The organism is Microvirga sp. HBU67558 (assembly GCF_018069605.1).
GTDB classification, from domain to species: Bacteria; Pseudomonadota; Alphaproteobacteria; order Rhizobiales; family Beijerinckiaceae; genus Microvirga; species Microvirga terrae.
In genome coordinates this window covers 12,437-38,694 of the sequence record NZ_JAGPUP010000558.1, presented here as the reverse complement: position 1 = coordinate 38,694, position 26,258 = coordinate 12,437, and the positions used below count along the sequence as shown (strand labels likewise).

Sequence of the window (26,258 nt, the reverse complement as noted above, 5' to 3'; positions counted from 1 at the left end):
TGATTGCGGCAGGGATAGGGCAATCACTCGGCGGCTTGGCGCGCTACCCCGGAAGAAGCGACCTCCAGGAGCCGGTTCACGTCCTCTTCCCTTGTGGCCCAGGAGGTCACGAGACGGATCAACACCTCGTGATCGGCGACCCCCTCGGCCTCCGGCAGGCTCAGCTCCGTCCAGGAATGATAGTGGATTCCGGCAGCCTTCAGCGCCTGATCAAGGGATTTCGGGATGATCGGGAAAACCTCGTTGGCCTGGGTCGGCCAGGCGAGGCGCACGCCCGGCAGCTGCGAGAGCCCGTCCGACAGACGTCCCGCCATGCGGTTGGCGTGGCGCGCATTGGCGATCCAATGGTCGTCCGCGAAATAGCCCTCGAACTGCGCCCCGATGAGGCGGCCTTTGGAGATGATCTGGCCGGCGCGCTTGGAACGATAGTCGAGCGCCTCCGCCAGGTCCTTCCGGAACACCACGATGGCCTCGGCCATCAGGCCGCCGTTCTTGGTGGCCCCGAAGGACAGGATGTCCACGCCCTGCTTCCAGGTCATCTCGGCCGGGGTGCAGCCGAGGGAGACGAGCGCGTTCACGAAGCGCGCTCCGTCCATGTGGAAGGACAGTCCATGCTCGCGGCAGACCGCTCCCAGGGACGAGAGCTCGTCGAGCCCGTAAACGAGGCCGCACTCGCTCACCTGCGAGACCGACAGCGCCTTCGGGGGCATCTGCTTGACCGCTTTGGGCAGGCTCCTGAGATAGGCGGCAACGTCCATGGCCGTCAGCTTGGCGCCGACACCCGGCAGCCCTGCGAGCTTTGCCCCGTGCATGAAGAATTCCGGTGCGCCGCATTCATCGTCGATGATGTGCGCCTCGCGGTGGCAGACGCAAAGGCCGTAGGGAGGCACCGCGGCCGACAGGGCAAGCGCATTGGCGGCCGTCCCGGTCGTGACGAAGAACACCGAGATCTCGCGTTCGAAGATCTCGTTGAACCGCGTCCTGACGCGGGAGGAGATCTCGTCGTTGCCGTAGGCCGCCATGGCCCCGGCATTGGCCTGCATGATGGCTTGGAGAACGGGAGCGCTGGCTCCCACGATGTTGTCGCTGGCGAAATTCATGAACGGCTTCCTAGAGCATCGGCTGGGAAAGGGGAATGCCTGTTCTGGGCATGGCCAGGATGCTCCTCCTGCTGGGAATGTGCCGAAACGCTGCATCGCAGCCAACATGTCAAGATCATTGACCCATCGGTGGAGACTTTCGTCCCCATGGGGTAAAAGCTGCTTTTGTTACATTCCGAGTCGTTTGCTTGTAACTTTTGTCTAAAATCTTTCTAAACCCTCTTGTGCGCTGCGTTGATCTCTGGCACTTTGCCCTTATTAGGACAGCCATGCTGTCCCTTTTGGGGTGTGCTCACCCTGACTTTCGCCCTGGGGTTTTCTTGATGCTTCGCCTGACGCGAACGAAACGAGATACCAAGAAAGCCGCCCGCAAAACGTGGGCGGAACGGGCGACTCTGGGCTGACGACAGCCCAAAGGTGCCCGCGAGGTGCGGGCTCCCCTGCCGGACCCACCCCTCGAAACCCGAAGAAGCGGCGGGCGCCCGGACGATCCGATCATCCGGTGGGCCCAAAAGCCGCCTCAAAGAACAGCGCATCGTTCGTGCGGAAAAGTGAACGCTTTTTTCCTACGAACCATGCGCAGGCTAGAAACGGTGCATCGGGTTGATCCCAAAAGTGGGCGCCACTTTTGGAGCCGATGCCGAGATGACGTGTTCGGATGTGAGGATCTGCCATGAGCGATGAGCCGACCAAGAGCCTGGAAACCCAAGTGCCAAGCCGTACGGCCGCGATGGCGGATACGGTCAAAGTGGTGCGCGATCCGGGCCTGCCGGCTGCTCAAGGGCTTTACGACCCGTCTAACGAGCAGGATTCCTGCGGTGTCGGGTTTATCGCCGACATGAAGAACCGCAGGTCGCATGCGATCGTCGAGCAAGGCCTGTCCATCCTGCACAACCTCGATCACCGCGGCGCGGTCGGCGCCGATCCCAAGATGGGCGACGGCTGCGGCATCCTGGTTCAGATCCCGCACAAGTTCTTTGCCGCCGAATGCGCCAAGGTCGGCATCTGGCTTCCCGAGGAGGGACAGTACGGTGTCGGTCATCTGTTCATGCCCCGCGACCCGGAAGGCTTCCAACTCGTCGAGGAGATCGTCACCAAGGCGATCACCGATGAGGGCCTGCAGGTTCTCGGCTGGCGCGACGTGCCGGTCGATTCGAGCGATCTCGGCGAGAGCGTGAAGGCCACCGAGCCGCAGCACCGCCAGATCTTCATCGGCAAGGGCAAGGGAATGGACGATGCCGAGACCTTCGAGCGTCGCCTGTTCATCGCCCGCAAGGTGATCTCCAACGCCGTTTACGACATGAAGGATGGGCGCACCGCAGGCTATTACCCGGTCAGCCTGTCCTCGCGCACTATCGTCTACAAGGGCATGGTGCTCGTCACGCAGCTGCGCGACTACTATCTCGATCTGCAGGATGAGCGCTTCGAGAGCGCCATCGCGCTCGTGCACCAGCGCTTCGCCACCAACACCTTCCCGACCTGGCAGCTCGCGCATCCCTACCGCATGGTCGCCCATAACGGCGAGATCAACACCCTGCGGGGCAACGTGAACTGGATGGCGGCCCGCCAGGCCTCCGTCGATTCCGAGCTGTTCGGCAACGACATCTCGAAGCTCTGGCCGATCTCCTACGAGGGTCAGTCCGACACCGCCTGCTTCGACAACGCCCTCGAGTTCCTGGTGCGCGGCGGCTACTCGCTCTCGCACGCCATGATGATGCTGATCCCGGAGGCCTGGGCCGGCAACCCGCTCATGAACGACGATCGGCGCGCGTTCTACGAGTATCACGCAGCCCTCATGGAGCCGTGGGATGGCCCGGCGGCCGTGTGCTTCACCGACGGCAAGCAGATCGGCGCGACGCTGGACCGCAACGGCCTGCGTCCGGCGCGCTATCTCGTGACGGATGACGGGCTCGTGGTGCTCGCCTCCGAAATGGGCGTGCTGCCGATCCCGGAGGAAAGGATCGTCGAGAAGTGGCGCCTGCAGCCGGGCAAGATGCTGCTCATCGACCTCGAGGAAGGCCGCATCGTCTCCGACGACGAGATCAAGCAGCAGCTCTCGCAGGCGCACCCCTACAAGGAGTGGCTGAAGCGCACGCAGATCGTGCTCGAGGACCTGAAGCCCGTTCAGGCCAGAGAGTCCCGCACGGACGTGTCGCTCCTCGACCGCCAGCAGGCTTTCGGCTACACGGCGGAGGACCTCAAGCTTCTCATGCAGCCCATGGCCGTCACCGGTCAGGAGGCGGTCGGCTCCATGGGATCGGACACGCCGATCTCCGCGCTCTCCGACAAGCCGAAGCTGCTCTACACCTATTTCAAGCAGAACTTCGCCCAGGTGACGAACCCGCCGATCGATCCGATCCGCGAGGAGCTCGTCATGAGCCTGGTTTCGTTCATCGGCCCGCGTCCGAACATCCTCGATCTGGAAGGCACCTCGCGCCGCAAGCGGCTCGAAGTGCGCCAGCCGATCCTCACCAACGAGGATCTGGAGAAGATCCGCTGCATCGGGCATTTCGAGGACCGCTTCGACACGAAGACCCTCGACATCACCTATGACGCGGAACTCGGAGCCGCCGCTCTCGACGGGGCGCTCGACCGCCTCTGCGACCGGGCGGAAGCGGCCGTGCACGGCGGCTACAACATCATCATCCTGTCCGACCGCATGGTCGGCCCGGACCGCATCCCGATCCCGGCGCTGCTGGCGACCGCGGCCGTGCACAACTACCTGATCCGCAAGGGCCTGCGCACCTCGGTGGGCCTGGTGGTCGAGTCCGGCGAGCCGCGCGAGATCCATCACTTCGCGTGCCTTGCCGGATACGGCGCGGAAGCGATCAACCCGTATCTCGCCTTCGAGACCATCGCGGCCATGCTCGAGGCCGGCGAGCTGCCGGAAGAGGTGGATGCCGACGAGGCGATCAAGCGCTACATCAAGTCCATCGGCAAGGGCCTGCTCAAGGTGATGTCCAAGATGGGCATCTCCACCTACCAGTCCTATTGCGGCGCGCAGATCTTCGACGCGGTCGGCCTGAAGTCCGAATTCGTCGCGCGCGATTTCTTCGGCACCGCGACGACCATCGAAGGCATCGGCATGGACGAGGTGGCGGAGGAGAACGTCTGCCGCCATCGCGACGCCTTCGGCGACGCACCGATCTACCGCAACGCGCTCGATGTCGGCGGCGAATACGCCTATCGCCAGCGCGGGGAGGTCCATGCCTGGAATCCCGATACGGTCGCGACGCTGCAGCACGCCGTTCGCCTGAACGCGCAGGACCGGTACCGCGAATACGCCCGCCTCGTGAACGAGCAGGACAACGAGCTCAAGACCATCCGCGGCCTCTTCCGCATCAAGACGGCAGACGAGGCGGGCCGTGCGCCCGTCGCCCTGAGCGAGGTCGAGCCGGCGCAGGAGATCGTGAAGCGGTTCTCCACCGGGGCCATGTCGTTCGGGTCGATCTCGAAGGAGGCGCACGAGACGCTGGCCCTCGCCATGAACTCAATCGGCGGCAAGTCCAATACCGGCGAAGGCGGCGAGGAGCCGGAGCGCTTCCGGCCTCTCTCCGACGGACGCTCCAAGCGTTCCGCCATCAAGCAGGTGGCCTCCGGCCGCTTCGGCGTGACGACGGAATATCTCGTCAATGCCGACATGATGCAGATCAAGGTCGCGCAGGGCGCCAAGCCCGGCGAAGGCGGCCAGCTGCCCGGTCACAAGGTCGACGTGAAGATCGCCCGCGTGCGCCACTCGACTCCCGGCGTAGGCCTGATCTCACCGCCGCCACACCACGACATCTACTCCATCGAGGATCTGGCGCAGCTGATCTTCGACCTGAAGAACGTGAACCCGGCGGCCGACGTGTCGGTGAAGCTCGTGGCGGAAGTGGGCGTCGGCACGGTTGCGGCGGGCGTCGCCAAGGCGCGCGCCGATCACATCACGATCTCCGGCTTCGAGGGTGGCACCGGCGCCTCGCCCCTCACCTCGCTCAAGCATGCGGGCTCACCCTGGGAGATCGGTCTCGCCGAGACCCAGCAGACCCTCGTGCTCAACCGCCTGCGCGGGCGTGTCGCCCTGCAGGCCGATGGCGGTCTGCGCACCGGACGCGACGTGGTGATCGCAGCGCTGCTCGGCGCCGACGAATACGGCTTCTCGACCGCCCCCCTGATTGCCGCCGGCTGCATCATGATGCGCAAGTGCCACCTCAACACCTGCCCGGTCGGCGTCGCCACGCAGGATCCGGTGCTGCGCAAGCGCTTCAAGGGCCTGCCGGAACACGTCATCAACTACTTCTTCTTCGTCGCCGAGGAAGTGCGCGAGCTGATGGCCGAGATGGGCTTCACGTCCATCGACGAGATGATCGGTCAGTCCGATCTCCTCGACAAGAACGCCGCGATCGATCACTGGAAGGCGAAGGGCCTCGACTTCACGAAGCTGTTCCATAAGCCGGACGTGCCCACGAGCGTGGCGATCCGTCATCAGGAACGGCAGATCCACCCCATCGCCAGCGTGCTCGACCGCACGTTCATCGCGCAGGCTGGTCCCGCGCTGGAGAACGGCGAGGCCGTCACCATCGAGTCGCAGGTGAAAAGCTCCGACCGCACGGTGGGCGCCATGCTGTCCGGCGAGGTGGCGACGCGCTACGGCCACGAGGGCCTGCCCGACGACACGATCACCGTGAAGCTGAAAGGCGTCGCGGGCCAGAGCTTCGGCGCATGGCTCGCGGCCGGCGTGACGCTCAACCTGGAGGGTGAGGCGAACGACTATGTCGGCAAGGGGCTGTCGGGCGGCAAGATCATCATCAGCCCGTCCTCGGCCTCGAAGGCTCTCCCTGAGAACTCCATCGTCGTCGGCAACACGGTGATGTACGGGGCGATTGCCGGTGAAGCCTATTTCCGCGGTGTCGCGGGCGAGCGCTTCGCCGTGCGCAACTCGGGCGCTATCGCGGTGGTCGAGGGAACGGGCGATCACGGCTGCGAATACATGACCGGCGGCCTCGTGGTCGTGCTGGGACAGACCGGCCGCAACTTCGCAGCCGGCATGTCGGGCGGCATCGCCTATGTGCTCGACGAGGACGGCACGTTCGGGAAGCGCTGCAACCTGTCCATGGTCGATCTCGAGCCCGTCGAGGAGGAGGAGGACCTGATGCGCCGTCTCCACCATCATGGCGGCGATCTGGAGACCAAGGGCCGCATCGACATCATGGCCAACATGTCCGGCCCCGATGAAGAGCGCCTGATGCAGCTCATCACCAACCACCACACCTATACGGGCTCGACGCGCGCCAAGGAGATCCTCGAGAACTGGACGACCTACCGCACCAAGTTCGTGAAGGTCATGCCGGTCGAGTATCGCCGCGCGCTCCAGGAGATGGACCGTCTCCGGAACCTGCAGGCGGCGGAATAAGGATTAAGGGGCAAACCGATGGGCAAGGTCACAGGCTTTCTCGAATACGACCGGCAGGAGCAGAAGTATCAGCTCGCCGGGGAACGCGTGCGCCACTTCCGCGAGTTCACGCTGCCGCTGGACGACAACGACCTGAAGAAGCAGGCGGGGCGCTGCATGGATTGCGGCATCCCCTTCTGCCACGGTCCGACGGGCTGTCCGGTGCACAACCAGATCCCGGACTGGAACGATCTGGTCTGGTCCGACGACTGGGAGGAGGCTGCGCGCAACCTCCACACCACCAACAACTTCCCGGAATTCACCGGCCGCATCTGCCCGGCTCCGTGCGAGGAAGCCTGCACGCTCAACCTCGAGAACCAGCCGGTCACCATCAAGACCATCGAGCAGGCGATCGCCGACAAGGCCTGGGAGATGGGCTTCGTGAAGCCAGAGCCGGCGGACATCTCGACCGGCAAGCGCGTGGCCGTCATCGGCTCGGGCCCAGCCGGCATGGCGGGCGCCCAGCAGCTCGCCCGCGCGGGTCATGAGGTGCATGTGTTCGAGCGCCAGGCGAAGCCCGGCGGGCTGCTGCGCTACGGCATCCCCGACTTCAAGATGGAGAAGTACCACATCGACCGCCGCGTGAAGCAGATGGAGGCGGAAGGCGTGATCTTCCATTGCGGCGTCAATGTCGGCGTCGACAAGAGCTTCGCGTCGCTGCACAATGAATTCGACGCGGTGCTCTTCGCCGGCGGCGCGGAGGACCCGCGCAACCCGAACCTGCCGGGGCAGGATCTCGCCGGGGTACACTACGCGATGCCCTATCTTGTCCAGGCCAACCAGCGCGTCGGCAACGAGGACGTCACCGCCGATCCGATCCTCGCGGCCGGCAAGCATGTGGTGGTGATCGGCGGCGGCGACACGGCCTCCGACTGCGTCGGCACCGCCTTCCGCCAGGGCGCGCTCTCCGTCACGCAGCTCGACATCCGTCCCAAGCCGCCCGAGCGCGAGGACAAGCTGACCGTTTGGCCCTACTGGCCGACCAAGATGCGCACGTCCTCGTCCCAGGCGGAAGGTGCGGAGCGCGAGTTCCAGGCGGCAACGCTCGGCATCGAGGGCAAGAAGGGCCGCGTCATCGGCGTGCAATGCGCCCGCGTGGACGAGAAGCGCCAGCCGATTCCCGGCAGCGAGTTCCTGCTCAGGGCGGATCTCGTCTTCATCGCCATCGGCTTCGCCGGTTCGGTGAAGGCGGGCCTGCTGGACGAATCCGGCGTCGCCCTGGACCGTCGCAGCAACGTGGTGGCGGACGACAGGAGCTACCGGACGTCGAGCGAGAAGGTGTTCGTGGCCGGCGACATGCGTCGCGGCCAGTCGCTCGTGGTCTGGGCCATCCGGGAGGGCCGCCAGGCCGCCCGCTCGATCGACAGCTTCCTGATGGGTCAGAGCAGCCTGCCGGTGTGAGCCGACGGCGTGCGTGCAAGCAAAAGGCGGTTCATGCGAAATGAACCGCCTTTCTTGTTGTCTGGGTATCGCTACGGATGAGGCCAGCGAAAATCGTCCGCCCGACCGGGGCGTGAGCCGGGGGCGATTCCTACCCTCAGCGCGCGCTGCACCGTGTAGGCACTGTCCCCGGTGAGCTTCGGCGGGGCCGAAACCAGCGTTCCACCGGGAGCCACGTCCTGGCGGGTGAGCGGCAGGACGGGCCCGATCAGCGGCTTCGAGGGCAGCGTGACCGGTGCGGCGGCCTCCGGTGGCGCCGGGATCGCCGCTTCGATGGAGGGCGCTGAAGACCCATCCGCCGGGGTGATGTCGGCGGGTCTGGGAACGGCTGCCGTCGCCGTTCCGCCTTGGCCCAGGATCCGCTTGATCTCGGTGTCGGCGAAGAACGCGACCTTGCGCGCGCCGGCGCGGGTGAAGAACATGCCCTCGTTGGTGCGCAGCTTGGCGGGCTCGCCGTCCACATCGGGCCCCTCGGCCGTGTAGCGGTTCTCGTCGTCCACGAAGCCCGGCCAGATGTCCACATAGGCGCCGCCGCCCCGCTGGACGCTCTCCTTGTAGATCTCGTTGATGGCAACCAGATCCTCCGTCGCCTTGCTGTTCTTCATCGGCGGCAGGCCGATCCAGACGAAGGGGATCTTGCGCTCCCTGAAGGTGTTCACGATGGCATCGACACGCTGGCGGTAAAGCTCCTTCCACCGGTCGGTCAGGGGCTCGACGGTTTCCTCGCCCTCCCGGATCGCCTGCCGGTCGCTGGTGCCGAGCATGACGACCGCCACGGTGGCCTTCTGCCCGCCATCGAGGGTGGCCTTGATGAAGTTGGGCCAATCGGCCGCATCCGTCCGGACGAGGCTGACGTCCCTGGTCTTCGGCACGACCGCCACATCCTGGTTCTCGGCGAAATGCGCGTCCAGTCCCTGGCGGGCATATCCGGCCAAGGCATCCCCGAACACAACCACATGGGTGCTCGGATCGACCTTCGGCTTTTCCTGCTTGGCCACCGCAGCGGCTGGCGGGGCAGACTTGCGGGGGCGGGCGACGGGCGCACGGGCGGCCGGCGGAGGCTCGTCGGGAACTCCGAAGAAGCGCCGGAGGCTGAAGCCCTGCTGCGGCTGAGGCTGCGCGGGCTGCACGAGCTTTCCCGGATAATAGCCCGGAGGATAGGCCCGCAGATCGCGCTGGCCGGGCTGCTGGTAAGACCCGGACTGGGCCAGGGCACCCCCGGTCCCGGCAAGAAGCAGGGCGAGGGTCGCGCAGCGAAGGATCGGCACCAGGGTCATAGGCGGTTCCACTTCATTCCGGACCAGCCTCGAGTATAGAGCCTGTTAGGAACTCCGTCAGCGGGTCGCGCGCAATTCGCGCAGGACCGCATAATCGGCATAGCCATCCGGGATCAAGCCACGGCGCAGCTGGAAGTTCCGGACGGCTTCCCGGGTCCTGGAGCCGAGCTTGCCGTCGGTGGTGCCTTCATAGAACCCGAGGCCCGCCAGCCGCTCCTGCAGTTCCTGGCGCTGATCCTTGTCGAGCATGGGCTGGTCCTTGGGCCAAGCCCCCTGGATCGGCAGCCCGCCCTGGATCCGGTCGCCGAGATGGGCGACGCCCATGGCATAGGCGTCGGAGGAGTTGTACGCCTTGATCACGTCGTAGTTGCGGGTGACCAGGAAGGCGGGACCGCCGGCACCGCCCGGCAGGAACAGCGTCGCCTCGCCCGAGCGGGGCATCGCCTTTCCATCGGCGCGCCGGACGCCCACGGCCTGCCAGCGGGCGAAGTCCTGCCTCAGGTGCCGGTAGTCGAAGCCGCGCGGCAGCGCCACCTCGAAGCCCCAGGGCAGGCCCGGCTCCCAGCCGTGCTGGCGCAGGTAATTGGCGGTCGACGCCATGGCGTCGGGCACTGAGGACCAGATGTCCCGGATCCCGTCCTGGTTGCCATCGACGGCGAACTTCATGAAGCTCGAGGGCATGAACTGGGTCTGGCCCATGGCGCCGGCCCAGGATCCCAGCATCTTGGAGCGGTCGATGTGCTCGCCCTCGAGGATCTGCAGGGCGGTGAGAAGCTCCTCCCGGAAGAAGTCGCCCCGGTAGCCGGTATAAGCCAGTGTCGCCAGCGCACGGACCGCATAGATCGAACCGGTGAAGCTGCCGAAATTGGTCTCCATGCCCCAGACGCCGAGCACGACGGAACGCGGGACGCCATAGGTACGCTCGACCGCAGCCAGGGTCTTGGACCACTCGGCCGCCATGTCCTGACCGCGCTTCAGGCGCTGGGCCGAGATGGCGCCGTTGATGTAATCCCAGATCGGCCGGACGAATTCCGACTGCTTTTTCGTGAGCGCGACGATCTTGGCGTCAGGCTCGACGCCCCGGAACGCCTCCTCGAATGTCCCTCGCGACACGCCCCGCGCCTTGGCCGCCGGCCAGAGTCCCTGCACGAAGCCCTGGAACCCGGCCCGGGAGGCCTCCTGCGCCTGCACGGGAAGAGGAATGCACGCCGCACCTGCGGTGAGGGTCAGACCGAGAAGGAGTGCGCCAGACATTCGGCGCACCAGGGACAGCGGCTGGCGCATGGACGTCGCTCTTGGAAACAGGACAGATCTGCCCTGCCAATGCGACACTAAGCAGGTTAACAGCCGGTTGATAGCTCCCCCATTTGAGAGTGCGTCCATATGTGCCGAGGTGCCGGGGTCCGGACAATCCGGCTGGGCGTCCTCCTCAAAACCGCCCATGTTTGCAGCTTAACCACAGGAACTCATCGTTCAGTCAGGTCCTGAGCTGCAATGAGGCGCACGCGACAATGAAACCTCGGCAGCGCTCCCGCGTTGGAAGGGGCCGAAGCTTGACAGTTACCGGTTTCTTTTTGCTCGCCCTGACTTAAATTACTCCTCCCTCTTGATGCTCAATCATGGCCCGATCAATGAAGCGTATCCGCAAAGCAGTCCTTCCCGTCGCCGGCCTCGGCACCCGGTTCCTGCCTGCCACCAAGGCCGTTCCCAAGGAGATGCTCTGCGTCGTCGACCGCCCCGTGGTACAGCATGTGGTGGATGAGGCGCGCGCCGCCGGAATCGAGCACTTCATCTTCGTCACCGGCCGCAACAAGGCGGTGATCGAGGACCATTTCGACATCGCGTACGAGCTGAACCGGACCCTGGAGAGCCGCAACAAGACGAAGGAGCTCGAGATCCTGGCCAAGGACCAGCCCCGGGCCGGCCAGACGAGCTTCACCCGCCAGCAGGAGCCCCTCGGCCTCGGCCACGCGGTCTGGTGCGCCCGCGAGCTCGTGGGCGACGAGCCCTTTGCGGTGATCCTGCCCGACATGCTCAGCCGCGGCTCCATGGAACAGATGATCGCCGCCTACGACCGGCATGGCGGCAACATCATCGCCGTGGAGGAGGTGCCGGAGGACCAGACTCACCAGTACGGCATCGTGTCGGTCGGCCAGGAATTCGGCCAGACTTTCGAGATCACCGGCATGGTGGAGAAGCCCCCGAAGGGCACCGCCCCGTCCAACTACATCATCTCCGGCCGTTACATCCTGCAGCCCGGGATCTTCGACCTGCTCTCCACCCAGGAGCGCGGCGCCGGCAACGAAATCCAGCTCACGGATTCCATGATCCGCCTGATGAAGGATCAGCCGTTCTTCGGCATGAAGTACCAGGGCAAGACCTACGACACCGGCTCCAAGATCGGCTTCCTCATGGCCAACGTGGCCTATGCGATGGAGCGCGAGGAGTTGTCCGCCGAGTTCCGGCGGGAGCTCGAGGCGCTGCTGCGTCAGAAGTAAGCGAAGACCCGCCGAGGGTTCCTCATGCCCGCCCCTCTGTGTTAGAGGGCGGGCATGGCACTTGCAAGACCAGCCCCCCATTCTCCCGATCCGGCCGTCGCCTCGGCCCTGCGCACGCTCGAAACCGAGCGGGACGGCCTGACGATCCTGATGGAGGCCATCGGCAACGGCCTCGGCCCGCTCTTCACGGCCGCGGTCGAAACGTTGGCCGACGCCAAAGGCCGTGTCATCGTGACCGGCATGGGCAAGTCCGGCCATGTGGGCCGCAAGATCACCGCCACGTTCGCGTCGACCGGGACCCCGGCCCATTACGTCCATCCCGCGGAGGCGAGCCACGGCGACCTGGGCATGATCCAGACGGACGACGTGATCATCGCCCTGTCCTGGTCGGGAGAGACTGCGGAACTCGCCGACATCATCGGCTATTCTCGGCGCTTCCGGGTGCCGCTGATCGCTCTCACGTCGAGCGCTGAATCGACGCTTGGGCGTGCCGCCGACATCTGCCTCACCCTGCCCAAGGCCAAGGAAGCCTGCCCCAACGGGCTGGCGCCCACCACCTCGACCACCATCCAGCTCGCCCTCGGAGATGCCCTCGCGGTCGCCCTTCTGGAGAAACGCGGCTTCACGGCGGAGCACTTCAAGGTATTCCACCCCGGCGGCAAGCTCGGCGCCCGGCTCAAGCTGGTGCGCGACATCATGCACAAGGACGAGCGCCTGCCGGTCGTCGGCGTCGGGGCACGCATGGACGAGGCGATCGGCGAGATCGGCCGCAAAGGCTTCGGGGCCGTGATCGTGGTCAACGGCGACGGCACCCTCGCGGGCATCGTCACCGATGGCGACCTGCGCCGCAACCTGAAACCGGACCTGATGACCCTGCCGGTGACGGCGATCATGACCAAGACGCCCCGCACGATCGCTCCGGACGCCCTCGTGGCGACGGCTCTCGAGATGGAGGAGGCGTCCCGGATCACCGCGTTGATCGTGGTCGAGAACAACCGCCCCGTGGGCCTCGTGCACTACCTCGACCTGCTGCGCGCAGGCGCGGCCTGATCAGGGATCGTCGACCACGAGCGTCGCTCCCTCGACCCGCACGACGCGGACCTTGGCGCCGGCGAATCGGTCGGCGCCGGTCACCCGCCAGGAGCTGTCGTCCACCCGGATCCGACCCTCGCCGTCCTTAATCGGCGTCTCGAGGGTGAAGACCCGCCCGACGAGGGATTGGCCGCGCTGATTCAGCGGCGCGGCCGCGGCGTCCGGCTGCGTCTTCGAGCGGGTGACGTACCGCCCCAGGATCACCGCTCCGACGGACAGGAGCGCGAAGAGGAGCGCCGCGGCCTGCCAGGACAGGCCGAGCACCGCATCCAGCAGTCCCGTGGCGACGGCCGCTAGACCGAGCCACAGGAAGAACGAGCCCGGAGCGAGAAGCTCGATTCCGATCAGGACGACACCGAGGATGATCCACGCCCAGGCCCCGAGGCCGATGAACGCATCGGCGATCATGAGCGCTCCGCTCCACCCGCGACCGGGACGCTGCGGACAGGCTTAACGCCGGCCCCGCCCTCGCCGAAGACCGATCTGGTGAATTCCGCGATACCTCCGAGGGTTCCGGCAAGACCCGCCGCCTCGATGGGCACGATCACCACCTTCTGGTTCGGCGCCGAGGCCAGCGCGCGGATCGCGTCGATGTATTTCTCCGCCACGATGAAGTTGGCGGCTGCGAGATCGCCCCGGGTGATGGCCTCGCTGACCATTCCGGTGGCCTTGGCCTCGGCCTCCGCCTGCCGCTCGCGGGCCTCCGCGTCGCGGAACGCCGCTTCCTTCCGGCCTTCGGCCGCGAGGATCTGCGATTGCTTCTGACCTTCGGCCCGCAGGATTTCCGCCTGCCGCAGACCCTCCGCCTCGAGCACGGCGGCGCGCTTCTCGCGCTCCGCCTTCATCTGCCGCGCCATGGCGCCGGCGAGATCCTGAGGCGGGAGGATGTCCTTGATCTCGACCCGGGTGACCTTGGCCCCCCAGGGGGAGGCTGCGGCATCGACGACCCGCAGGAGCCGCTCGTTGATCTCGTCGCGATGGGAGAGAAGCTGATCGAGATCCATGGACCCCACGACCGTGCGGATGTTGGTCATGGTCAGGACCAGGAGCGCCTGGTTCAGATCGGCCACCTCATAGGAAGCCTTCGCGGCGTCGAGCACCTGATAGAAGGCCGCGGCATCGATGGTCACGCCGGCATTGTCCCGGGTGAAGGCCTCCTGGCTCGGAACGTCGAGCACCTGCTCCATGACGTTCACCTTTTTCCCGATCTGATCGATATAGGGCACGATCAGGCCGAGGCCCGGGGTGAGCGTGCGCGAATAGCGCCCGAACCGCTCGACCGTATAGGCATAGCCCTGAGGAACCGTCCTGATGCCCATGGCGATCGTCACCACGACGACGAGCACCAGAACGATGACGAAGATGTCGAAACCACTCAGCAGCATGAGCCCCCCGGGCAACCTCGTTGCAGAGGGCTCACGCTAGCGCAAAGAGGCTTGGAGTCCTAGATCCAGCCTTGCAGCTCGCGCTCGACGATGTGGTTGATGACCCGCATGCCGTCGTCGCTGTCGTTCAGGCAGGGCAGATAGGCGAATTCCTCGCCGCCGTTGTGCATGAAGATCTCGCGGTTCTCGCCATTGAGCTCTTCCAGGGTCTCCAGGCAATCGGCCGAGAAACCGGGAGCCACGATGGCCATGCGCTTCACGCCGCTTTTGGCGAGCGCCTCCACGGTCTTGTCCGTATAGGGCTGGAGCCATTCCGCCGTGCCGAAGCGGGATTGGAAGCTCATGCGGAACCGGTCCGGCGACCATCCGAAGGCCTCCCGCATCAGGCGCCAGGTCTTCACGCACTGGCAGTGATAGGGGTCGCCTTTCAGCAGGTATTCCTTGGGCACGCCATGGAACGACACGAGAATCACTTCCGGCTCGAAGGTGAGCTTCGCCAGCTCCTTCTTCATCGAGGCCACGACCGAATCGATATAGACGGGATCGTCGTGGTAGGGCGGCGAGACCCGCACGCTCGGCTGCCAGCGCATGTCCATCAGCGCCCGGAAGGCTTGGTCGCAGGCCGTCGCCGAAGTGGCGGCCGCATATTGCGGGTAGAGCGGCACCAGGAGGATGCGGTCGCAGCCCTGGTCGAGCAGGGCTTGAATGCGCTCGCGAACCTCCGGCTTGCCGTAGCGCATGGCCCAATCGACCGTGATCCTGTCGCCCGCAACGCTTTTCAGGTGATCGGTGACCTTCTCCGCCTGGTTGCGCGTGATGGTCTTGAGCGGGCCCTCGTCGCGCTCGTTGTTCCAGATCGTGGCGTAGTCGCGGCCCTTGGGGCCGGGGCGCTTGGTGAGGATGATCAGGTTGAGGATCGGCCACCACAGGAGACGGGGCGTCTCGATCACGCGCCGGTCCGACAGGAACTCCTTCAGATAGGCGCGCATGGGCCAGTAGCTGGTGCCCTCGGGCGTGCCAAGGTTCATCAGAAGCACGCCGATCCGCCCGGTTCGTACGGCCGGGTGGTCCACCGGGCGCACGCCCTGGCGAAGATCGGTCAGACTCACACTCTCGTTCATGAATAGCCCCTTGGCCGCGGGATCCGAGACACGAATCCCGCTTTCGCTGCCGCTTAGATAGAAGTTTCAGGCTGTTCCGCCAACAGGACGCCTGATCGCATCGTCGGGATCGGCTGCAAACAGGCTTTGCACGCCAGCTGGGTCAGACGCCCATTTCCGGAAACCGCGCCTGCTTGAGCACGGCGTCGATGGCAACGCGCAATCCCGTCGGATTGAAATCGGTTTCCACCTTGGCGTTGAGCTGCGTGGCCAGCACCCGGTGCAGCAGGCGCGAGCCGAATCCCTGTCGGGTGGGGGCCGACACGGCCGGGCCTCCCCGCTCTTCCCAGGTGAGCCTGAGCCGGGTCCCGTCCTCCGCCGGCTCCGCTTCCCACGAGATGGCCACGTGACCGCCGGGGACCGACAGCGCTCCGTATTTCGCCGCGTTGGTCGTCAGTTCGTGGATCGCCATGCCGATGGGTACGGCCGCCTCGGAGGGCAGATCAACGGCAGGACCGTCGAGAACGATTCTCTCGCCCCGGGTGTCGTTGTAGGGCCGAAGCTCCTTCTCCAGGATCTCGCGCAGGGACGCGGTCTGCCACACGGCTTCGGTCAGCAGGGAATGCGTGTTGGCGAGCGAGATGATGCGCCCGACGAAGGCCTGATAGAAATCGTCGATGCTCAGGGCGGAGCGCGCGGTCGCGCCCACCACCGCCTGGACCGTGGCCAGGGTGTTCTTCACCCGGTGATGGAGTTCGCGGATCAGCAGGGATTGCTGCGTCTGCGCCTGCTTACGCTCCTCGATCTCGCCCTGAGCATTGCGGTAGAGGCGGCTGTTCTCGAGTGCGATGGCCGCCTGGGCGGTCAGACCGGCCAGAAGGCGCTCGGAGCGGCGATTGAACATGCCCGCCCTCTCGTGCCCGAAGACGAGAATGCCGTGGACGTCCCCTGTCCGCAGAACCACCGGCACGGCCAGGATGCTGCGGATCACGGGCGCGTCCGCCGTCGCATCCATCGTGAAGGGCGTGCCGTCGTGCCCCTGCTCCACGGCGATATTGTCAAGACGAACCGTCCTGCCCTCCCGGAACGCCGGAGCGCAGATCTCCCGGATGTTCACGAGGGCAAAGGCGTCGCGGAGCCCGGCGGGCTCGAACTTGCCGTAATGCTCGCTTCCCTCCTGGGATGCGCCGCAAAAAAAGGCACCGAACTGTGCGTCGGTCAGCTCGATCCCGGCATCGACGACGCTCTCGATGATGCGGTCGAGATCGAGTTCGGCCGCAAGCACGCTGCCCGTACGGTTGAGGACTTCCAGGGCCGCGGTTTCCGTCCGCAATTCGCTTGTCCGCAGCGCCACCTGCCGCTCGAGCAGCGCCGCGTTGGCGGCCTGCTCCTGGAACTGCTCGGACGCCAGCACCGTGAGCGCGAGCAGCGCCAGAAGGGCGATCAGTGCGAAGGCCCCATAGAGTCGGGTCTGGACGAACCAGGGCGTCCAGTACGCATCCTCCGGCATGCTGACATTGATGTAGAGCGGCATTGCGCCGACCTGGCGATAGGCTCCGACACGCTCCTGGTTCATGCTGATGAAGGAATAGAGCCCGGCCCGGTTCGCCGAAGCGAGCGCCGTGTCGAACGCCGCCTTGTCGATGGGCGCGAAGGAGAGGCCATCGGGCGGCGGAGGATGCTGCGCGATGACCGTGGCATCGGAGGCGCGCAACAGGGCGACCCGGCTGCCCTTCGGCAGTCGGATCTTCGACCAGTAATCGTAGAAATAGGACAGGGAGACGGTGACCGCCGCGGTGCCGCCGAATTCCGCGCTGCCGGCTTGGAGACGGCGGCTGATCATGAAGGTCGGTGTCTTCGTGACCCGACCCAGGATCGGCTCCCCGATGAACAAGCCCTGATCGGCGGCAATCTGCGCATTGAAGACGTCCCGTCCGGACAGATTCGTTTTCGGGGCCGGGAATTGCGCCGACGTCAGGCGCAGTCGTCCGCTCGAGTCGTTGAGCCAGACGTCCTCGATATAGGGTAACGCCTCCTGAACCGCGTGGATCTGCTGCCACAAGACCGTCGAGCCTTCCACCTGATCCCAGCTCTGTCCCTGCATGAGGGCGGTGGTCTGCTTCAGCGTCAGATCCGTCACCTCCAGGAGTCGGGCCGTATGATCGGCCAGAAAGAAGGCCGCGTTTCGAAGGTCGTCCTCGTTGCGCTGGATCAGGCGGTTGCGCTGTTCCCAGGCGATGTAGCCGAAGGTCAGGAGAATGAACGCGACACCGAACAGGCCCATGAACAGAGTGAGACGCCCGCGCGCAAGGGAACGGCGACGCCGCTTCTGGGACAGGCTCATCGATTCAGGGCGCGTGTAATACTGCAAGGGGAGATCGCTTTAGTGTGGGAGATTCGCCGTTGCGCGGCCAGAATGGCACAGCAAACGCCTTTGATGGAGAGGGAATTTACGTCTCGCTTTCCGGTTGACCAGAGGCAGGCGAACTATCGCGCCGCAGATCGGCGACAAATGCGCCCGAACGTCACGTCCGCTACACTGTTCCACGAAAAACGCCGGAGTTCGCAGGAACCCCGGCGCAGCAATGATCGCCGACCGATGCGGTCAGCGCAGGACGACGCGGCCCTCGACCTTCGGCGACACTTTTCCGGTCTTGGCCACGTAGTCGATCACCTGCGTGGCCATCAGCTGGCTCGCCGAGACATCGACCAGCGACTTGGCTTCCGTGAACACGCGGTAGCCGTCGCCGCCGCGGGCCATGAAGTCGTTGGTGGCCAGCTTGTAGGTCTTGGCGGGATCGAGCGGCTCGCCGTTGATCTTGACCGACTTCACCCGGCTGCCGACCGGCTCCTTCACGTCGACTTCCGCCACGATGCCGGAAACCTGCGGGAAGCGGCCGCCGAGCTCGCGCACTTGGCTGACGCCGTTCTCGAGCGCCGTCTTGATCTGGGCTCCGGTGACCTCGAGCAGCACCGTGGTGTTGCCGAAGGGCATCTCGGCCAGGATATGGCGGCGGGTCAGCTTCTGGCCGGCCTCGTACTGCTTGTCGGCGCGCAGGCCGCCGCCGTTGGTGATGGCCACGTCGGCGCCGACCGAGGCCTTGAGTGCGTCGGCCACGAGATTGCCCATGGCGGCCTCGCCCCCGCGGACCGTGGCGCGGCGGCTGTCGAGGGGCGTTTCCGTCATGCCGATCTCGACGTCGAGTTCCTTGGAAAGCTTGTCCTCGTAGCCCTTCACCACGGCCTCGATCTCCGGATCGGGCTTCACCGTGGCGCTGTCGACGATGCGGAAATTGGGCGTCCAGGTGACGGTGGTCTTGCCGTCCTTGGTGGCCTTCGTCACGGCGAGCTCCGTCACGACGACGTAGTTGCCCTGCGATTCCGACTCGGTCAGCGCGACCTTGCCGTCGTAGAAGGCCAGGAGGTGCTCGTCATGGCCGCCGATGATCACGTCGACCCCGGCCGAACGGGCGATGATCATATCCACCTCGAGAGGGGTGTGGGCAACTGCCACGACGATGTCGGCCCCCTTCTCGCGCAGCTCCTTGGCCTTGGCACGGGCCGTGTCGATGGTGGAGGAGAACTTGATGGTGCCGGGGCTCGAGGCGATCGGGGTATCTTCCGTGGTGAGGCCGAAGAAGCCGACCTTCACGCCCTGCACGTCGATCATCTTGTCGGGTTTGGTATTGGCCGGAAGGCCGTTGCCGTCGACGACGTTGGTGGCGAGCACGTCGAACTTGGCCTCCGCCATGCGGGCCCGGAAGGCAGCGTCGCCGAGGTCGAATTCGTGGTTGCCCGGCGTCATGGCGTCGACGCCCATCCGGTTCAGGATGTCGATAACGTGGGCGCCCTTGTCGAAGCCCGACAGGAGCGACGGGGAGATGGTGTCGCCCGCATGGATGAAGAAGGCATTCCCCTTGGCCTTCTCCTCCTTGATCACGGTGGCGAGCTTGGCGAAGCCGCCACGACCCTTCTCCGGGCTCATGCGGTCGATATCGTTGGTCTGAACGAAGCGGATGGTCACGGCCTCCTGCGCCAGGGCCGTGCCCGACAGAAGCATGGACAATCCGAGAAACCCGGCGCGAAACGCAGCGGAAGGGCGGCTCTGAAACATCATGAAGGTCCTCGTAGAAGGTTGGAACCATGGCTCACGGCCCTGGAACCTAGACCGGCAACGTGTCACAGAAGTAACATCCTGTCGACGGCCTCGGCGCCCGGTTCCGCGGCACGGCTGATGCCTTTCTCATCGATCGCCGCCGCCTCGGCTGGCCGGCCCAGCAACCATGCCCGCCCTTCAGAAAGACGCGCCCTCCCATGACCGGACCCATCAGCCAAGCCCTCGCCGAATTCCGCGCCAAGCCCCGGGGCGCCGGATGGCTTCGACTGCCTTTTTTCCAGGATGGAAGCGCCGAGGCCGTCGCCGCCAAGGTCGATGCCGTCATCGCGTCCGGCGCGCAGGTGCTGCCTCCGCCCGAGGCCGTGTTCACCAGCATCTCCCTGACGCCTCTCGACCGGGTCAAGGTGGTCGTGCTCGGCCAGGATCCTTACCCGACACCGGGCGATTCCCACGGCCTCGCCTTCTCCTATCGCGGCTCCCGGAGGCTGCCGGCCTCCCTGCGCACCATCCTGGCCGAGATGGCGGAGGACCTGGGCGTACCGATGCCGAAATCGGGCGACCTGTCGAAATGGGCGCAGCAGGGCGTGCTGCTCATCAACACGGCGCTGACGGTCGAGGCCGGGCAATCGGGCGCGCATATGAAATTCGGCTGGTCCGCCCTGGTGGATCAGGCCATTTCGGCCATCTCGGCGCAGCAGCCCGCCGTCGTCTTCCTGCTCTGGGGCGGCCCGGCCCGCAAGCGGGCCGCGCTGGTCGACCGGACGAAGCACCTCGTGATCGAGGCGGGGCACCCCTCCCCGCTCAACCGGCTCAACGACTTCAGAGGCACGAGGCCCTTCAGCCGCGCCAATGCCTGGCTCGCCGAGAAGGGACTGGAGCCGGTGGATTGGCGGCTGGACACATGAGGCTCGACGAAGGCGCTTGCCGAGAGACCATTGCAAGGGATAGGTCTCGCCTCACGCGCAACGACGCAGTCGCCGGCTGCCCGCCGCGACAGGCTTGGAGATGATCATGACGGAACCCCTGTTCGGACAGGTCGAGCCCTTCGCCGGCGACCCGATCCTTTCGCTCAACGACAGTTTCAAGGCGGATCCCAGGTCCGAGAAGGTCAATCTCAGCATCGGCGTCTACACGGACGAAAATGGCCGCATTCCGGTGCTGGGCGCGGTCAAGGCCGGCCACGAGCGCGTCGGGTTCGCCGAGCGCCCATACCTGCCCATGGAAGGGCACGCGATCTATCGCGAGGGCGTTCAGAAGCTCGTCTTTGGCGCCGGTCATCCGGCGGTGGCTGACCGGCGCGTCGCCACCATCCAGACCCTCGGCGGCACTGGCGCGGTGGGCATCGCGGCCGACTTCCTGGCCAAGCACACCCCGGGCCGCACCGTGCTCGTCAGCGATCCGACCTGGGAGAACCATCACGGCCTGTTCCAGCGCGCGGGCTTCGAGACGGCCACCTATCCCTATTGGGACAGCGCCAGCCGGTCCGTGGATTTCGACGGCATGATCAAGGCGCTCGAGGCGGCGGAGAATGGCTCCATCGTCGTGCTGCAGCCCGTCTGCCACAACCCCACCGGTGTCGACCTCAACGAGCGCCAGCAGGACGCCGTTACCGACGTGCTGATCGCCAAGCGCCACATCGTGGTGTTCGACATGGCCTACCAGGGCTTCGGCAACGGCCTCGACGAGGACGCGGCCTTCGTGCGGCGCTACGCGGAGCGCGCGAGCTGCCTCGTGGCCAATTCCTTCTCGAAGAACTTCTCGCTCTACGGCGAGCGCTGCGGCGGCCTGAGCGTCGTCTGCCGCGATGCCGACGAGGCCGAGCGCGTGCTCGGGCAGCTGAAGCTCGCCGTGCGCCGCAGCTATTCGAGCCCGCCGATGACGGGTGGGCTTCTCGTGGCGACCGTGCTCGGAAACGACGACCTTCGGGCCCAGTGGGTCGGCGAGGTCGGGACGATGCGCACCCGCATGGACGCCATGCGCAAGCGCCTCGCCGACGAGATCCGCGCCCTGTCGAACGAAGTCGACGTGGGCTTCCTGCTCAACCAGCGCGGCATGTTCAGCTACACGGGCCTGAGCGAGGCGCAGGTTCGCGCCATGCGCGAGCGGGACGGCGTCTACCTCGTGGGATCGGGCCGCATGTGCGTGGCGGGTCTCAACGAAGCGAACGTGCCGAAGGTCGCGACGAGCTTCGTCGAGGCCGCACAGGCGACACGCGGCTGAGCCCCGGGGCCGACGACAGCAGGAAGGGGCGGCCCTCGCTGTCCCTTCGTGGTCTTTTCCGGAATGCGCCGCTCAGGTGCGCAGATTGTCGAAGCATCCAGGGGGCAGACCCGCCCCGCTGACCAGGATGGCGCCTTCGCGAAACAGCCTCCACCCGGAGGCCGCGCCGGCGAGGCGGATCATCACGAGCTCGCCGGTCCGGTCCGTCCAGACGAGCTCCCCGCCGACGGAAGCGACGGCTCTCATCACATGCGCCTGGTCGGTTCCGGGCGCGAACAGCGCCGTCGTGAACGCGCCGCCCTGCGGTCGGAGGGCTTGGTAGCCTGCCGCGGCAACGAGAAGAGCGACCATGAGGCGCGCCGTCGTGGCGGAGCGCAGTCCGCCGTCTCCGTCCTGGCCGGACCTGCGCCACATCACCCATCCGGCCATCATGGGCACGAGACCGAAGGCCCCGAACCATCCGAGATCCCAGGCAAGCGGATGGGCGCTGTCCATGCGGATGCGATGGATGCCGAGCGTCCAATGGGACAGGACCGCATCGACCCCGTGCCACAGGCCGAATCCGATCAGCATGCCGGCCAGCAGGAGGCGGACGGATCCCCGTTTCGATGTCGCCAGCATCCAGAGGCCCGCCGCCGCGATGACGTACATGAGCGCATGGAAGTACCCGTCCGCGGCAACCTGGAACCGCGCGTTGTCCGGGTCGATGGCGCTGAGAAGATGATGCCACTGCAGGATCTGGTGCAGCAGGATGCCGTCGAAGAACCCGCCGAGGGCAAACCCGAGCAGACAGCCTGACCATCGCAGGCGCCGGTCGGCTCCGGTTGCTCCCATGGCTGACCTCCATCATGCGCCGGCTGCGTCGCCCGTGCGAGCGCAAGGCGCCCGGCCCGAGACGTCAAGCCGGGCACCTGCCCGATGTTCCATGAGGGGTCGGCTCCGGCGGATCCGCCGGAGCCGAAGGACATCTATTCCGCGGCGATCGGCAGGGTTTGCGGACCTGCGCGGAACTTGGCGAGAAGATCGGCCTCCTCGGCCCTGGCGGCTGTCAGGTTCCGCTCCTTGACGTGGCCGAAGCCGCGGATCTTCTGCGGGATGCCGGCGAGCGCGATCGCCACGGCATGATTGCCGGCATCGAGCTTCGCGGTGATCTCTTCGATCCGGCCCTCGAACTCGCGGATGAGCTGGCGCTCGGTGCGGCGCTCGTGGGTGTAGCCGAAGACGTCGAGCGGCGTGCCGCGCAGCGCCCTGAACCTGGCCAGAGCGCCCATGGCCTTGAGCATCCAAGGCCCGAAGCTCATCTTGCGGGGCAGGCCCGTGACCGGATCCTTCTTGGCGAGGATCGGCGGGGCCATGTGGAACTCATAAGCCAGGTTCTCGCCCTCGAACGTGGACGCGACCTGCTTCTCGAAATGGCCGTTCGTGTAGAGACGCGCGACCTCGTACTCGTCCTTGTAGGCCATGAGCTTGAACAGCGAGCGCGCCACCGCGTCGGTCAGCGCGGTCGAGCCCGGCACCGCCCGCTCCTCGGCCGCGCGCGCGCGCTCCACGAGAACGCGGTAGCGGCCGGCGTACCGCCCGCTTTGGTACGCGGTGAGGAACGCCACCCGCCGCTCGATCACCTCATCCAGCGTCTCGGACAGCTTGCGCGATTCCGTCGGGGCCTTGAGCTCGCTCATCATGGCGGCGATCAGCTCCGGCTCGGCGGCTGCGCGGCGCCCCCAGGTGAAGGCGGAAAGATTCATCTTCACCGCCTCGCCGTTGAGCGCGATCGCCTTCTCGATGGCGGCCCCCGAGAGCGGAATGCGGCCGGTCTGATAGGCATAGCCCAGCATGAACATGTTGGCCGCGATGGCATTGCCGAGGAGCGCGGTGGCGATCGCCGTCGCATCGACGAAGGACACGCCCTCCTGGCCGGCCGCCGACTTGATCGCCCGCTTCAGGCGTTCGGTCGGCAGGGAGAAATCCGCATTGCGGGTGAACTCGCCCGGCATGACCTCTGCCGTGTTCACGACAAGCGCGGTCTGTCCCTCCTTCACGGAGGCCAGCACCTTCTTGGTCCCTGTCACCACGAGGTCGCAGCCGAGCACGAGATGGGCCGATTCCGCGCTGACCCGGATGGCATGGATGTCGTCCTGGCGGTTGGCGAGCCGCACATGGCTGTAGACCGCGCCGCCCTTCTGGGCGAGACCCGCCATGTCGATCATGCCCAGCCCCTTGCCCTCGAGATGGGCGGCCATGCCGAGAATCGCCCCGATGGTTACGACACCCGTGCCGCCGACGCCCGTCACGATCACGTTGAAGGTGCGGTCGATGGCCGGGATGGCTGGATCCGGCAGCGGCTTGAACGTCATGCCGTCCGCCGCGGCGGCCTCGGGTACGGCCTTCCGGATCTTGGCGCCATGCACGGTCACGAAGGACGGACAGAAGCCCTGCACGCAGGAGAAGTCCTTGTTGCAGTTCGACTGGTCGATCTGGCGCTTGCGGCCGAATTCGGTCTCCACCGGCTGCACGGCGACGCAGTTCGACTGCACCGAGCAGTCGCCGCAGGCCTCGCAGACGAGATCGTTGATGATCACGCGCTTGTCCGGATCCGGGAACTCGCCGCGCTTCCGGCGGCGGCGCTTCTCGGACGCGCAGGTCTGATCGTAGATCATCACCGTCACGCCGGGCACTTCGGCGAGCTGGCGCTGCACCGCGTCGAGTTCGGTGCGGTGATGGATCGTCATGCCCGCCGGCCAGCGGATCTCCTTCGGATATTTGTGCGGCTCGTCGGTCACGAGGGCGATGCGCTCCACGCCCTCCTCGCGCACCTGACGGGCGATCATGTCGACGGTGAGCCCGCCCTCGTGCTGCTGACCGCCGGTCATGGCGACCGCATCGTTGAAGAGGATCTTGTAGGTGACGTGGGTCCTGGTGTGGATCGCCCAGCGCAGGGCCAGGATGCCCGAATGGTTGTAGGTGCCGTCGCCGAGGTTCTGGAACACGTGGCCGCGCTTGGAGAACGGCGCCTCGCCGATCCAGTTCGCACCCTCGCCGCCCATCTGGGTGAAGCCCTCGGTGGAACGGTCCATCCATTGCACCATGTAGTGGCAGCCGATGCCCGCATAGGCGCGCATGCCCTCCGGCACTTTGGTGGACGAGTTGTGCGGGCAGCCGGAGCAGAAATGCGGCACGCGGGTCGCCACGTCGCCGGTCGTCGCCAGCACGTCCTGCGCATGGCGAAGGCGGGCTACGCGGCCGCGCAGGTCGTCGTTGTTGTGATAGGCGAGCAGCCGCTCGCCGATGACGACGGCGATGTCGTTGGGATCGAGCGCGCCCTTCACCGGGAAGAGCCAGCGGCCCTCCTCGTCCTTCTTGCCGATGCAGAGCGGCTGATTGGCCGTACCGTAGAGCTCCTCGCGCAGCTGCACCTCGATGAGGGAGCGCTTCTCCTCGACGACGATCACCTTGTCGAGGCCGCGCGCGAAATCCACGAGCTCGCGCTGCGAGAGAGGCCAGGGGCACGCGACCTTGTAGAGGCGAAGCCCCATGTCGTTCGCCTTGACCTCATCGAGGCCGAGCTCGTCGAGGGCTTGGCGCACGTCGAGATAGGACTTGCCGACCGTGATGATGCCGATCTTCGGATTGCGGCCGCCGGACAGGACGATGCGGTTGAGATTGTTGGCGCGCACGAAGGCCAGCATGGCGTCGCGCTTGAAGTCCTGGAGCCGCGCCTCCTGATCGAGGACGCCGTCCCGGTTGCGGATGTTGAGGCCGCCCGGCGGCATGGTGAAATCATCCGGAATGACGATCTTCACCCGGTCCAGCGACGCATCGACTGAGGCGGTCGATTCAATGTTGTCCTTCACGCATTTGAACGCCACCCAGGTGCCGCAGAAGCGGCTCATGGCATAGCCGTAGAGGCCGTAATCGAGGATCTCCTGAACGCCCGCCGGGTTCAGGATCGGGATCATCACGTCGACGAAGTGGAATTCGGACTGGTGGGCGACGGTGGAGGATTCCGCCGTATGATCGTCGCCCATCAGAGCGAGCACGCCGCCGTTCCCCGAAGAGCCGGCCATGTTGGCGTGGCGGAAGACGTCGCCGGAGCGGTCGACGCCCGGCCCCTTGCCGTACCAGAGGCCGAAGACGCCATCATATTTGCCGTCGCCGCGGATTTCCGCCTGCTGCGAGCCCCAGACCGCCGTCGCGGCGAGTTCCTCGTTGAGGCCGGGCTGGAACACGATGTTGGAAGCCTCGAGCCATTTCCGGGCACGCCAGAGGTTCTGGTCGAGGCCGCCGATGGGCGAGCCGCGGTAGCCGGACACGAAGCCGGCCGTGCTGAGGCCCGCCAGCCGGTCCCGCTCGCGCTGCATGAGCAGCATGCGGATGACCGCCTGGGTGCCGGTGATGAACACGTGATCCTTGGACAGATCGTATTTGTCGTCGAGCGTGACGTGACGGAGCGCGCCATGACCTTCGGTCATTATCCGTTTCCTCCTGGAGCCATGGCTCCGCTGCCGGTGTTCCGGTCTATTCTGGTGAGATATGTCAGTAATGCTGACATATCTTCCGGAGCCCGTCAATCGATGCGCAGCTGGGCGCGCCTTCGTTTC

At 66.0% G+C, this 26,258-nt stretch carries 16 protein-coding genes; 6 read left to right on the top strand and 10 right to left on the bottom strand.

Annotated elements, in window-relative coordinates:
- Positions 1–23: 23 nt before the first annotated feature.
- Complete coding sequence (locus KBI52_RS27725) at positions 24–1,100, bottom strand: low specificity L-threonine aldolase (protein ID WP_210812392.1); 1,077 nt, start codon at positions 1,098–1,100, stop codon at positions 24–26.
- 730 nt (positions 1,101–1,830) lie between these two features.
- Here KBI52_RS27725 and gltB point away from each other — a divergent pair.
- On the top strand, positions 1,831–6,492 hold the full coding sequence (gene gltB, locus KBI52_RS27720) for a glutamate synthase large subunit (protein ID WP_210812425.1): 4,662 nt from the start codon (positions 1,831–1,833) through the stop codon (positions 6,490–6,492).
- A gap of 18 nt (positions 6,493–6,510) precedes the next feature.
- Complete coding sequence (locus tag KBI52_RS27715; protein ID WP_173948077.1) at positions 6,511–7,932, top strand: glutamate synthase subunit beta; 1,422 nt, start codon at positions 6,511–6,513, stop codon at positions 7,930–7,932.
- Positions 7,933–8,003: 71 nt separating this feature from the next.
- Here KBI52_RS27715 and KBI52_RS27710 read toward each other — a convergent pair whose 3' ends face one another.
- Together KBI52_RS27710 and KBI52_RS27705 are read right to left on the bottom strand one after the other, a co-directional pair.
- The gene (locus tag KBI52_RS27710) at positions 8,004–9,248 is read right to left on the bottom strand and encodes a DUF459 domain-containing protein (protein WP_210812391.1); all 1,245 of its coding nucleotides are present in this window, start codon (positions 9,246–9,248) and stop codon (positions 8,004–8,006) included.
- 57 nt (positions 9,249–9,305) lie between these two features.
- Complete coding sequence (locus KBI52_RS27705; protein WP_210812390.1) at positions 9,306–10,532, bottom strand: lytic murein transglycosylase; 1,227 nt, start codon at positions 10,530–10,532, stop codon at positions 9,306–9,308.
- A gap of 347 nt (positions 10,533–10,879) precedes the next feature.
- On the opposite strand from KBI52_RS27705, the gene KBI52_RS27700 reads away from it, so the two are divergent.
- Positions 10,880–11,746, top strand: coding sequence for a UTP--glucose-1-phosphate uridylyltransferase (locus KBI52_RS27700; protein ID WP_210812424.1), 867 nt, complete (start codon positions 10,880–10,882; stop codon positions 11,744–11,746).
- A 54-nt stretch (positions 11,747–11,800) separates the two neighbouring features.
- The gene (locus KBI52_RS27695; protein WP_173946070.1) at positions 11,801–12,796 is read left to right on the top strand and encodes an SIS domain-containing protein; all 996 of its coding nucleotides are present in this window, start codon (positions 11,801–11,803) and stop codon (positions 12,794–12,796) included.
- Here the strand turns inward: KBI52_RS27695 and KBI52_RS27690 are convergent, their stop codons facing one another.
- The 5 genes from KBI52_RS27690 to KBI52_RS27670 form a co-directional block, all read right to left on the bottom strand.
- A complete protein-coding gene (locus KBI52_RS27690; protein ID WP_173946069.1) occupies positions 12,797–13,246 on the bottom strand; it encodes an NfeD family protein in 450 nt (149 codons plus the stop codon).
- A complete protein-coding gene (locus tag KBI52_RS27685; RefSeq protein WP_173946068.1) occupies positions 13,243–14,223 on the bottom strand; it encodes an SPFH domain-containing protein in 981 nt (326 codons plus the stop codon). The genes KBI52_RS27690 and KBI52_RS27685 overlap by 4 nt, the downstream gene beginning before the upstream one ends.
- Before the next feature lie 59 nt (positions 14,224–14,282).
- Positions 14,283–15,344: a ferrochelatase gene (gene hemH, locus KBI52_RS27680; RefSeq protein WP_173946067.1), complete on the bottom strand. Its 1,062-nt coding sequence runs from the start codon at positions 15,342–15,344 to the stop codon at positions 14,283–14,285.
- Between the two features lie 142 nt (positions 15,345–15,486).
- Positions 15,487–17,694: a sensor histidine kinase gene (locus tag KBI52_RS27675; RefSeq protein ID WP_210812389.1), complete on the bottom strand. Its 2,208-nt coding sequence runs from the start codon at positions 17,692–17,694 to the stop codon at positions 15,487–15,489.
- A gap of 234 nt (positions 17,695–17,928) precedes the next feature.
- Positions 17,929–19,440 carry a bifunctional UDP-sugar hydrolase/5'-nucleotidase gene (locus KBI52_RS27670; protein ID WP_247654696.1) on the bottom strand — a complete coding sequence of 504 codons (1,512 nt, stop codon included), beginning with the start codon at positions 19,438–19,440 and terminating at the stop codon, positions 17,929–17,931.
- A gap of 197 nt (positions 19,441–19,637) precedes the next feature.
- Between KBI52_RS27670 and ung the strand changes: the two genes are divergently transcribed.
- Complete coding sequence (ung, locus tag KBI52_RS27665) at positions 19,638–20,345, top strand: uracil-DNA glycosylase (protein ID WP_210812388.1); 708 nt, start codon at positions 19,638–19,640, stop codon at positions 20,343–20,345.
- 106 nt (positions 20,346–20,451) lie between these two features.
- Complete coding sequence (locus KBI52_RS27660) at positions 20,452–21,660, top strand: amino acid aminotransferase (RefSeq protein WP_247654695.1); 1,209 nt, start codon at positions 20,452–20,454, stop codon at positions 21,658–21,660.
- Positions 21,661–21,732: 72 nt separating this feature from the next.
- Here KBI52_RS27660 and KBI52_RS27655 read toward each other — a convergent pair whose 3' ends face one another.
- Complete coding sequence (locus KBI52_RS27655) at positions 21,733–22,494, bottom strand: DUF2243 domain-containing protein (protein WP_210812387.1); 762 nt, start codon at positions 22,492–22,494, stop codon at positions 21,733–21,735.
- A gap of 134 nt (positions 22,495–22,628) precedes the next feature.
- A complete protein-coding gene (locus KBI52_RS27650) occupies positions 22,629–26,129 on the bottom strand; it encodes an indolepyruvate ferredoxin oxidoreductase family protein (RefSeq protein WP_210812386.1) in 3,501 nt (1,166 codons plus the stop codon).
- Between the last annotated feature and the right edge of the window lie 129 nt (positions 26,130–26,258).

What these genes read in the sequence shown, in the direction of transcription:
- KBI52_RS27670 (WP_247654696.1), bottom strand. Translation starts at nt 19,440, where the DNA reads ATGATGTTTCAGAGCCGCCCTTCCGCTGCGTTTCGCGCCGGGTTTCTC.
- KBI52_RS27690 (WP_173946069.1), bottom strand. Translation starts at nt 13,246, where the DNA reads ATGATCGCCGATGCGTTCATCGGCCTCGGGGCCTGGGCGTGGATCATC.
- KBI52_RS27685 (WP_173946068.1), bottom strand. Translation starts at nt 14,223, where the DNA reads ATGCTGCTGAGTGGTTTCGACATCTTCGTCATCGTTCTGGTGCTCGTC.
- KBI52_RS27695 (WP_173946070.1), top strand. Translation starts at nt 11,801, where the DNA reads ATGGCACTTGCAAGACCAGCCCCCCATTCTCCCGATCCGGCCGTCGCC.
- gltB (WP_210812425.1), top strand. Translation starts at nt 1,831, where the DNA reads ATGGCGGATACGGTCAAAGTGGTGCGCGATCCGGGCCTGCCGGCTGCT.
- hemH (WP_173946067.1), bottom strand. Translation starts at nt 15,344, where the DNA reads ATGAACGAGAGTGTGAGTCTGACCGATCTTCGCCAGGGCGTGCGCCCG.
- KBI52_RS27725 (WP_210812392.1), bottom strand. Translation starts at nt 1,100, where the DNA reads ATGAATTTCGCCAGCGACAACATCGTGGGAGCCAGCGCTCCCGTTCTC.
- KBI52_RS27660 (WP_247654695.1), top strand. Translation starts at nt 20,452, where the DNA reads ATGACGGAACCCCTGTTCGGACAGGTCGAGCCCTTCGCCGGCGACCCG.
- KBI52_RS27655 (WP_210812387.1), bottom strand. Translation starts at nt 22,494, where the DNA reads ATGGGAGCAACCGGAGCCGACCGGCGCCTGCGATGGTCAGGCTGTCTG.
- KBI52_RS27705 (WP_210812390.1), bottom strand. Translation starts at nt 10,532, where the DNA reads ATGCGCCAGCCGCTGTCCCTGGTGCGCCGAATGTCTGGCGCACTCCTT.
- KBI52_RS27710 (WP_210812391.1), bottom strand. Translation starts at nt 9,248, where the DNA reads ATGACCCTGGTGCCGATCCTTCGCTGCGCGACCCTCGCCCTGCTTCTT.
- KBI52_RS27650 (WP_210812386.1), bottom strand. Translation starts at nt 26,129, where the DNA reads ATGACCGAAGGTCATGGCGCGCTCCGTCACGTCACGCTCGACGACAAA.
- ung (WP_210812388.1), top strand. Translation starts at nt 19,638, where the DNA reads ATGACCGGACCCATCAGCCAAGCCCTCGCCGAATTCCGCGCCAAGCCC.
- KBI52_RS27700 (WP_210812424.1), top strand. Translation starts at nt 10,880, where the DNA reads ATGAAGCGTATCCGCAAAGCAGTCCTTCCCGTCGCCGGCCTCGGCACC.
- KBI52_RS27715 (WP_173948077.1), top strand. Translation starts at nt 6,511, where the DNA reads ATGGGCAAGGTCACAGGCTTTCTCGAATACGACCGGCAGGAGCAGAAG.